The sequence below is a fragment of the Micromonospora qiuiae genome, from assembly GCF_016863555.1.
Taxonomy (GTDB): domain Bacteria; phylum Actinomycetota; class Actinomycetes; order Mycobacteriales; family Micromonosporaceae; genus Micromonospora; species Micromonospora qiuiae.
This window is the reverse complement of record NZ_BOPC01000136.1, coordinates 1-8,414: the sequence shown is the minus strand read 5'-3', so window position 1 is coordinate 8,414 and position 8,414 is coordinate 1. Positions and strand designations below refer to the sequence as shown.

12 protein-coding genes and 1 pseudogene are annotated in these 8,414 nt (G+C 66.5%); 10 read left to right on the top strand and 3 right to left on the bottom strand.

Annotation, left to right across the window (positions count from 1 at the left end; translation table 11 throughout):
- The first annotated feature begins 131 nt into the window (after positions 1-131).
- The 8 genes from amcA (Vqi01_RS29480) to Vqi01_RS29445 all read left to right on the top strand — a co-directional run bounded on the left by amcA (Vqi01_RS29480) (position 132) and on the right by Vqi01_RS29445 (position 4,429).
- Entirely contained in the window at positions 132-296 is a 165-nt protein-coding gene (gene amcA / locus Vqi01_RS29480) for a multiple cyclophane-containing RiPP AmcA (protein ID WP_204038410.1), read from the top strand.
- 68 nt (positions 297-364) lie between these two features.
- Positions 365-640, top strand: coding sequence for a hypothetical protein (locus tag Vqi01_RS29475; RefSeq protein WP_239098759.1), 276 nt, complete (start codon positions 365-367; stop codon positions 638-640).
- Complete coding sequence (amcB, locus tag Vqi01_RS29470; RefSeq protein WP_204038413.1) at positions 637-1,773, top strand: cyclophane-forming radical SAM peptide maturase AmcB; 1,137 nt, start codon at positions 637-639, stop codon at positions 1,771-1,773. The genes Vqi01_RS29475 and amcB overlap by 4 nt, the downstream gene beginning before the upstream one ends.
- Complete coding sequence (gene amcA, locus Vqi01_RS29465; protein ID WP_204038408.1) at positions 1,770-1,952, top strand: multiple cyclophane-containing RiPP AmcA; 183 nt, start codon at positions 1,770-1,772, stop codon at positions 1,950-1,952. Before amcB ends, amcA (Vqi01_RS29465) begins: the two co-directional genes overlap by 4 nt.
- A 70-nt stretch (positions 1,953-2,022) precedes the next feature.
- Positions 2,023-2,691, top strand: a complete 669-nt coding sequence (locus tag Vqi01_RS29460) for a pentapeptide repeat-containing protein (RefSeq protein WP_204038407.1) — start codon at positions 2,023-2,025, stop codon at positions 2,689-2,691.
- Positions 2,692-2,816: 125 nt separating this feature from the next.
- Positions 2,817-3,002 (top strand): hypothetical protein, encoded by a 186-nt coding sequence (locus Vqi01_RS29455; RefSeq protein WP_204038406.1) that lies wholly within the window; start codon positions 2,817-2,819, stop codon positions 3,000-3,002.
- A 254-nt stretch (positions 3,003-3,256) separates the two neighbouring features.
- Complete coding sequence (locus tag Vqi01_RS29450) at positions 3,257-3,556, top strand: hypothetical protein (RefSeq protein WP_204038405.1); 300 nt, start codon at positions 3,257-3,259, stop codon at positions 3,554-3,556.
- A gap of 576 nt (positions 3,557-4,132) precedes the next feature.
- A complete protein-coding gene (locus Vqi01_RS29445; protein WP_239098758.1) occupies positions 4,133-4,429 on the top strand; it encodes a DUF4326 domain-containing protein in 297 nt (98 codons plus the stop codon).
- Here Vqi01_RS29445 and Vqi01_RS29440 read toward each other — a convergent pair.
- Positions 4,419-5,312 carry a DUF8757 domain-containing protein gene (locus Vqi01_RS29440; protein ID WP_204038404.1) on the bottom strand — a complete coding sequence of 298 codons (894 nt, stop codon included), beginning with the start codon at positions 5,310-5,312 and terminating at the stop codon, positions 4,419-4,421. The genes Vqi01_RS29445 and Vqi01_RS29440 overlap by 11 nt on opposite strands.
- A gap of 72 nt (positions 5,313-5,384) precedes the next feature.
- On the opposite strand from Vqi01_RS29440, the pseudogene Vqi01_RS29435 reads away from it, so the two are divergent.
- Positions 5,385-5,813, top strand: a pseudogene (locus tag Vqi01_RS29435) (pentapeptide repeat-containing protein); the annotation flags it as partial.
- Positions 5,814-5,933: 120 nt separating this feature from the next.
- Here the strand turns inward: Vqi01_RS29435 and Vqi01_RS29430 are convergent.
- Together Vqi01_RS29430 and Vqi01_RS29425 are read right to left on the bottom strand one after the other, a co-directional pair.
- Positions 5,934-6,431, bottom strand: a complete 498-nt coding sequence (locus tag Vqi01_RS29430) for an NUDIX domain-containing protein (RefSeq protein ID WP_204038403.1) — start codon at positions 6,429-6,431, stop codon at positions 5,934-5,936.
- Between the two features lie 210 nt (positions 6,432-6,641).
- Entirely contained in the window at positions 6,642-7,886 is a 1,245-nt protein-coding gene (locus Vqi01_RS29425; RefSeq protein WP_204038402.1) for a PQQ-dependent sugar dehydrogenase, read from the bottom strand.
- A gap of 206 nt (positions 7,887-8,092) precedes the next feature.
- On the opposite strand from Vqi01_RS29425, the gene Vqi01_RS29420 reads away from it, so the two are divergent.
- Entirely contained in the window at positions 8,093-8,326 is a 234-nt protein-coding gene (locus Vqi01_RS29420) for a hypothetical protein (RefSeq protein ID WP_204038401.1), read from the top strand.
- Positions 8,327-8,414: the final 88 nt, after the last annotated feature.

The window sequence follows — 8,414 nt, the reverse complement described above, 5'->3', positions numbered from 1 at the left end:
TACCGCCAACAGGGCGCTGCGTGGGCGGGCGACCGGTGGTCAGTTCCCCGCCGCTGGCTGACAGCGGTGGGCTTGCCGGCACGCCGGCAAGCCCACCGCACGCAGTTGACAGCTCTGACCGGAGGTCGGTCATGACCGTGTACATCTCGCGCAACGCCAAGATCGGTGAACCCCCACAAGACCGTGCAGCCGGGGTTCCCCCGGTGGTGCGGCTGGGCCGTGCCGACCCGCCGCTGCTGACGCATGTCTGGCGGATCGTGCTCGAGCGACAGGCACGAGAGCACGACGACCGGTGACCGGCGACCGGGGCCAGAGCCGGGCACGAGCGAATGGTGCAGCGTTGTTCCGGCAGGAACATCTGCCAATGCGGCCGGTGTGGCTTTGCCGGCGGTGCGGTCAGCCGTGGCCGTGTGGCGCGGCGAAGCTCGCCCTCACGGCCGAGTACCAGGGCAGCCCGGTGGGCCTGTTCCTCTACCTAGCCAGCTGCCTGCACGACGCAATCGATGACCTGCACCGGCTCAATCCCAATGCGGCGGGTGGTACCGCCTCACTATTTGACCGGTTCCTGGGGTGGCCCGCCCGCGCCCGCGCCTACCGAGTCAACACCGTCACGGCGATCGAGAATGGGGAGACATCGTGAACGGCATTGGTCTCATCAACGCCAATCGCCAGCCGGCGATTGCCAGCAGGTTCCACACACTGGTCCTGCAGCCCACTAGCTTCTGCAACCTCGACTGCACCTACTGCTATCTGCCCGATCGTAGGTCCCTCCGCCTGATGAGCGATGCCGTCGCGCAGGCCTGCGCCGAGTCGACCGCGCAGCAGGACAGCAGTCATCCGGTGAGTGTCGTGTGGCACGGCGGCGAGCCGACTGCTACACCCGCCGAGACTTTTCAACGGCTGCTGACTCCGTTTGAGGATCTGCGGCGCGACGGCCGGGTGCGTCACGAGATCCAGACCAACGGCACCCTCATTAACCAGCGGTGGTGCGACCTGCTTGCCACCCACGGCTTCGAGATCGGGATCAGCATCGACGGTCCAGGCACGCTGAACGGCAACCGGCTCGACCGGGGCGGCAGGGCAACGGCCGCCCGAACGATGCGTGGCGTACAGAAGCTCGCCGACAACGGCTTGACGTACTCAGTGATCTGCGTCGTTACTCCCGAGACCATCGACCATGCCGACGACCTCGTCGAGTTCTTCACCGGTCTGCCGGGCTGTGAGTCGGTGGGCTTCAACATCGAGGAGCAGGAAGGTACCGACCGCCTGCCAGTCTCCGAGGAAGCCGCCTACCGGTTCTGGCACCAGATCGTGCGGTACCGGCTAGCCGGCAGTCCGCTCCGGATCCGCGACGTGGACCGCCTGGCCGATTACCTCGCCGCAACCCGCGCCGGGCTCGTTGACCACTTTCCGTACGAGCCGATCCCCACCGCCTCCCACGACGGCCAGGTGGTTCTGCTGTCACCGGAACTGCTCGGCATCAAGGACCCGCGCTACGCGGACTTCATCGCCGGCAACGTGCTCCACGAGCCGATCGGCGACATGCTCGCCCGTGCCAGCGAGCTGCGATACGTCACCGAGTTCGTGATCGCGCTCAACGACTGCGCCGACCGCTGCGACTTCTACGACTTCTGCCGGGGTGCGCAGGCCGGCAATCGCTACTTCGAACACGGCACCTTCACCACGCGGGAGACCGCCTACTGCCGCACGACCCGGCAAGCCCTGATCCGCGCTGCTGCGGATCACCTCACCCCTCAAGGAGGATCGTCATGACCCACGCCCTCGCCGCGCTGCTCGACACCCCGCCGGACCGTCTCGCCCTGCTCGGTGTCGACCCGACCCGCGCGGTAGCGTCGGTCGACGCGGCGAAGTTCGACAACCGTCCCACCTGGGACAACAAGGGGAAGTTCGACAGCCGCCCCGGCTGGGACAATTGGAACAAGAAGAAGTAGTTCGACAGCTGGCAGCATCGTTCGACGCGGGGTGACGTGCCCACCTCGCGCCCGAACAGGTTGAGGAGACATGCGGACGACGATCGTGGGCGACGTGACCATTCTCCTGCCGGACCTCGATCCGGAGGACCTCGACCAGGTCAGCGATCTGTCCGACGATGACGTCCGCGACGGCCTCGTCGATGGGGTCTCATGGCGTGGCGAGCAGCTTGTGGATCAGAGCGTCCGAGGCTGCCGGATCACCGGCGCGGACCTCGGTGAGGTCAGCTGGGAAGCGGGGGCTCTCTACGGGTGCGAGGTCGTGGGGACGGACCTGTCCGGCTCGACCCTCACCGGCATCAGCATCGAGCGGTGCTCGTTCACGGGATCCCGGTTCACCGGCGCTCGGCTCATCGACGTTCGCCTCAAAGACGTCCTGTTCGACAGTTGCCGGTTCGACTACGCCACCCTGAATCGCGTCAGCGTGGCAGGTTCGGTGGCCTTCACCAACTGCACCCTCAGCCATGGCAGTTGGTCGTCCTGCCGCCTGTCTGGCATCGCCCTGCACTCCTGCGATCTGAGCGACCTGGAGTTGGAATCCTGCCGCTTCGACGGCGCCGACCTGCGGGGCAGCCAGTTGCACCACTTCAGGACACCGTTGGACAACGTTCACGGCGTCGTTCTCGGCGAAGACCAGCTTCCTGACCTCACCCGCTTAGCCGTCGAGGCGCTGAGTATCGTCGTCCGTGCCGCCGGTTGACCGAGGCCGAGGCAGATGACCGCCTGACTACAGGTCGAGGCCGTCCTTGCCTCGATGTCCACCTCGAGCTCCACGTTGCCTGCAGGTTGCGGTACGTCGTGTTGGAAATCATCGAGGGTGAACGCTTGCCGCGCCAAGTGGACTGGGACGATGACGACCGGCTGGTGCGTCGTGAGCCCGATCGAGTCGACGGTGCGGGCGTCGCATGGAGCGGAGTCCTGCCGCTCGCCAAGTGGGTGCATGACAACCGGCGTGGTCTGGACCTCCTGGCCACCTGGCTGCACTCCGAGGTCGGGGTCGCCGTGCCCTGAGGCACGCCCGAAAGGCGACCGCGACGGTAGCGACAGGCGCAGTTCCGGGTGACAGCCCCGCGCGGGGCATGAGCCGCCTTGGCCGGAGCGCTTCGCGGGTGCTCGGAAGCCGTGGATGACCGTGTAGTTGGCTGGGCCTGTTGGACAAGGCGGGCCCGGAAAGCCGGGGCCGTGAGGTCGTGGTGAAGGATCCCCATCCTGGAAGCCGGTCGTTCGACCGTCTCCCATGCGCATATCAAGACGGAGGTAGTGGCGTGATCGACGACTACGAGCCCGAGCCAAGCATGGATCCCGAAGCCCGTCGGGCCTTGGTTCAGCAGCTTCTCGGCCCCGGTGCGCCGCAGGCGTGGTGCGAGCTGATCGAGGGCTTAGCGATCCTCGCCCATGCCCACAACAACGACACCGGCCCGCTGCACTGCGAGCCCGGCGAGCTGACCGTCTGCGCCCAGCCGGCCGGGATCGCGGTGCCCGAGCTGGAGCGGCTGGCGGAGATCGGCTTCCACGTCGCCTCTGATGAGGAGGACTTCCGCTCGACCCGGTTCGGCATCTCCTGAGAGTGAACCGCCAGGAGCTACTGGACGACCTCAGCATCTCAATGGAGCGGCGCGAGGTGGTCACCCTGACCTTCGCCCCCTCCAGAGCTTGGAGATCTGAGGTTTAGAAAGATCGGCACTACGATGCTGCCCGTTTCGGCCTCTGCGGTGAGGACTACCTGATCCAGAACGGCTGCTGTTTACGCGCCGTCCTCCGAGCCGGCGTACGGTCGTCCTGGACGCAGAATTCGGGTGCTCCACGGGTGCTCGCGCGCGATGGACATACAGCCATCCGGTGGCACACGGCGGCCCGTAGGCAATGGACCAGTAGGAGATGTAGGACTGCTGACGCCGCACGGGACCGATGAGCACGGCATCGACGGGGCTCTTATCCGCGGGTTGTAGGTTCGAGTCCTACGCGGCGCACCACCGAGCAAGGCCCTTGACCTGGTAGATCCCTGCAGGTCGGGGGCCTTTTTCGCGTACGCCGACGGTGGCTGGTCGCTCGCCAGGTGCCCGGGAGCCGTTGGGACCGGGTGGGCACGATCTGCTGACGAGCGCCCGTCGGAGCCTGTTGTCGGCAGTTAGGCTGACCGGGTGGTGGTGCAGTCCCGGGTTCGTGTGCAGGGGGATCTCTACCATCCGGTGGTGCCGTCCGGTGCCGTCTATGTCGGGCGGCAGGGGTTCGGGTTGCGGCGTTCTCCCTGGGCCAATCCGTTCAGTCTTCGACAGCATGATCGGGCTGAGGCGTTGCGTCTGTATCGGCAGTGGCTGGTGGGGCAGCCGGCGCTTGTCGAGCGGGCGCGTCGGGAGCTTGCCGGGAAACAGTTGGCGTGTTGGTGCCGTATTGAGGATGCCTGTCATGCCGATGTGCTGGCCGAGGTCATCGGCTGACGTGTAGCCGGTATCGAGTGGTTGGCCGCCTGGGTGCGTAGACGCCGCCGATGCTGAAGGACTGCGGTCTTGCCGCCTGGTTGCCCACGTAGAAGGCGACGTCGCGGTCGGACGCGCAGAGTTGGGTGAGGAACTTGTGTCTGAGTTGATCCGTGGCTTCCGCGTCGGTGAGCTGCGTGAGGTGACGTTGTAGGGCGACGAACTCCCAGTCCCACAGTGTCTGCTGGTGTCCGCGGCAACGGTGGTCTGCGCATCGGTAGCGGTAGGAGCCGGTGAATCGTGGTGCCTGGAGAGGGATGGGCTTGGACGGCTCCAGTAGGTCGAGCTGGTTGAGGTAGCCCGCGATCTTTCTGCGCTCTTCCGCCGACCAGCCGGGACGGCGCTTGATCTGCATGGACGAGACATCGGCGACGCGGATCAGGGCGATCGATCGTCCGCTCGGAGCGTCGCGTGCCTGCTCGTTGAGCCGGCACATGGAGTCTTCGACGAGTGGATCGAGGAGATTTCGGCGGGACTGCTGGTTGGCTGCAAGGTGCTGCTCGGTGGTGATGGTGTCCACGATCGGCGTCCAGCTCTCGCGGCGTACGTCTTTTCTGGCCGGCACTGCCTGAAGGCGGACGATGTCGTACTTACGGAACTTGCTGCCGTCGGCGAGTTCCCGAAAGTGGATCGGGTAGAGGCGTATCCAACCCGTCCAGGGCGGGTCCAGGCCGAGCGCGCCGACGCAGACTGTCTCTCCGTAGCGGGCGGAGGGGTTGGGTGCCGCCTTCACGGTGATCAGGAGGCGAAGCGTTGCTGGTTGGGTCAGTACTGGCTTCGACGGCGGATGCTCGTCCGTGCTCGGTCCCCACAACGGAAGTTGTTCCAACAGAACCACCAACATCGCTCAATGTGGCTTCCTGTGCACCTCTCGTTACATAGATAGCTTCGCATCTGAAGCCGCAGGGCGCTAGAGGACCTGTCCGGCGCGACACTCACCGGCATCAGCATCGAGCGGTGCTCGTTCACCGGATCCAGGTTCACCGGCAACCGGCTCATCAATGTCCGCCTCAAAGACGTCCTGTTCGACGACTGCCGCTTCGATTACGCCACCCTGAATCGAGTCAGCGCGGTCGGCTCGGTGGCCTTCACCAACTGCACCCTCGGCCACGGCAGTTGGTCGTCCTGCCGCCTGTCCGGCGTCGCTCTGCGCTCCTGCGACCTCAGCGATCTGGAGCTGGAATCCTGCCGCCTCGACGGCGCCGATCTGCGGGGCAGCCGGTTGCAGCACTTCAGGACACCGTTGGACAACCTGCACGGCGTCGCTCTCGGTGCAGACCAGCTTTCCGATCTCACCCGTCTGGTCGTCGAGGCCCTGAGCATCGTCGTCCGTGCCGACGGTTGACCGAAGCCGAAACGGCTGGCGTCCTGACCACCGGTCGAGGCTGTCATCCTCGGTACCCACCGATAGCTCGGCCACACCTGACTTGCCGTGCGTACCGCGTTCACGGTTCGGTGCGGCCAATTACCCGTTTGAGGTCGCTACTCCGTCTTCAAGGTAGACACCGCCACGTCCGATCGCGGCGACGGCTGCGGTAACCCGCCTAGCCATAGGTGGGATCAACACCTCATCGAGGCGCTCCGGCTCGATGAACTCGAACCGGTCCAGCTCGTCGGGGCACAGGCGGATCGCCGCGATCTGGTTCGCTGTCAGCACTCCGCCGTCGAACACGAACATGAGCCCGCCATCCCATGGCGGGCTCGCCGGCACCCAGTCCACGCACAGCAGCGGTCCTGCGGACACCGACAGAGCCAGTTCCTCCTTGACCTCGCGCGCGCACGCGTGCGCCGGTGACTCGTCCGGTTCCACCAATCCGCCGGGAATTTCCCACGCGTCCTTGTACGTCGGGTGAACCACCAACACCCGACCGGCCTCGTCACGCAGGACGATGCCGCCGGCCGCACGGACGCGCGTCACGCTGGCGATGTAGGAGAGATCAGGTTCGGTTTGTGTCTCGGCCACGCGACCGACCCTACGGGCTCGCCTCGTGGTTTCGCCCTGATCGCGCGGGTCGGGCGACCGTGCTGGTGGGGTGCCCCAGGTTCGCTCGGTGCGGCGGTGCGCCGGCTGGATCGAAGGCGGTGTGCCGGCTGTATCGAAGTGAGTTGGGGACGGCCGCACGGACGCGGCCGTCCCCGAGGGGTATTGCGGATGCGGATGTGTCGCCCGGGTTCAGCGGTTCGCCGCCCCGCCGCCAGAGGCTGGCTGGACTCGCTCGAACCGTACCCGGCTCAGCCATCCCGGCAGGTCACTGAGCACGTACAGTTCGCCGCGCACGTCCCTCTCGATGGCGGTCGGCTGGGTGGGAAAGTTGCCGATTTCGGCGGTCTCGTAGCCGCCGGTGAGTTTGGGTCGTACGGCGTACGCCCGGGTCGAGCAGTAGTCGCTCGCGACGTAGGTCCCCCATGCCTCCGGGGTGGCGGACCCTCGGTACACGACGCCGCCAATCACCGAGCAGCCATCCGTCATGAAATGTGGGTACTCGAAAACGGGGTCGGTGTACTGCACGCCCGGCCGGCACTGCTCCGGGTCGAACACCGGAGTGCCCTCCCGGCACGACCAGCCGAGGTTCGCCCCACGCTGCCACGGGCGGATGTGGTTGATCTCCTCGACCAGGCCCTGGCCGACGTCACCGATCCACAGCGAGTTGTCGACCGGGTCGATGGAGAACCGCCACGGGTTGCGCAGCCCATAGACCCAGATTTCCGGCCGCGCGCCGCGCGTGCGGACGAACGGGTTGTCGGCGGGCACGCAGTAGGGCTTCGCCCCGCAGGTGCGGTTGACGTCGATCCGCACGATCTTGCCGAGCAGGGTGCCGAGGTCCTGACCGGACTTGAAGGGGTCGTTCGCGTGGCCGCCGTCGCCGAGGGACCAGTAGAGGTAGCCGTCGCGGCCGAACGCCACCTGTCCGCCGTTGTGGTTGCCGTACTCGGCGTGCTCCTGGGTGAGCAGCACCTGCAACCGCCCAGGAGCGCCGATCGGCACTCGCGCCAGGGTCAGCGCGCCGGCCGGCAGGCTCGTGTAGGCCACGTAGAGGATCCCGGTCCGCGCGAAGTTCGGCGCAGGCGTGATGCCGAGCAGTCCGCGCTCGTTGTCCGACGTGTCGATCCGGGCGGTCAGGTCGAGCACCGGCTTGGCCGCCAAACCGGTGGCGGGGTGGTAGGCGCGGACGGTGCCGTTCTTCTCCGCGATCAGCATCCGGCCGTCCGGCAGCCCGGTGAGCGCGATCGGACGCTGCAGACCGAACGCCACCTGTTCGGTTACCACGGTCAGCTCGGTGAGTGGCACCGGCCTGGTGCGGGATGTGCCGGCCGCGGCGGTGCCGGCCACCGACGCCGGTGGCAACAGGGACACAGACAGGGCCAGAAGGAGCAGCCCGGCCAGTACGGGGGCTGCACGACGACGGCGTCGCAACATGTTTTCAGCTCCTCGAGCAGGTGGAGTGGGGGACGGGAACCGGTCCGACAAACATCAGCCATTGTAAATATCTAGCTGGCGTCGGCAACAGAAGGACGCTCGACGGGTGCTCAGCCGCCAGGGACGAATTCGACTTCGGCGGTACGGGTGGGCGGTAGAACCTGCCGACATCCGGCGACGCGTAAATTCCTGGGACCACAACGGACATGAGCAAGAGCGAGCAGCAGTATGTGGTGCTCTGGACGGTGGGAACCCCCGAGGTAGCAAGCAGGCACGAGCCGGTTGATGATCGCCGTCTCGCCGTAATGGTGGTGTCCCGAGCGCTCGGACACCGCTGTATCGACGAAACGGAGCCGATCAACTGTGCTGCCGCCATGCCACACCGGCATGGCTCCATCCTCTGGCTTGCCAGCCTCGGCCCGACTCGTCCCATCGCTTGATTGCCGGTCGCTCCAAGCGAGACCGGCAATAGGCGAGGTCGGGATCCAGGCGTGGTGATGCTGTGCCTCGGATGATGGGCGGCGGCGT

Bases quoted from the DNA above. Each gene is read 5' to 3' on its own strand.
- amcA (WP_204038410.1), top strand. From the start codon at position 132: ATGACCGTGTACATCTCGCGCAACGCCAAGATCGGTGAACCCCCACAA.
- Vqi01_RS29475 (WP_239098759.1), top strand. From the start codon at position 365: ATGCGGCCGGTGTGGCTTTGCCGGCGGTGCGGTCAGCCGTGGCCGTGT.
- amcA (WP_204038408.1), top strand. From the start codon at position 1,770: ATGACCCACGCCCTCGCCGCGCTGCTCGACACCCCGCCGGACCGTCTC.
- Vqi01_RS29460 (WP_204038407.1), top strand. From the start codon at position 2,023: ATGCGGACGACGATCGTGGGCGACGTGACCATTCTCCTGCCGGACCTC.
- Vqi01_RS29440 (WP_204038404.1), bottom strand. From the start codon at position 5,312: ATGTTGGTGGTTCTGTTGGAACAACTTCCGTTGTGGGGACCGAGCACG.
- Vqi01_RS29425 (WP_204038402.1), bottom strand. From the start codon at position 7,886: ATGTTGCGACGCCGTCGTCGTGCAGCCCCCGTACTGGCCGGGCTGCTC.
- Vqi01_RS29420 (WP_204038401.1), top strand. From the start codon at position 8,093: ATGAGCAAGAGCGAGCAGCAGTATGTGGTGCTCTGGACGGTGGGAACC.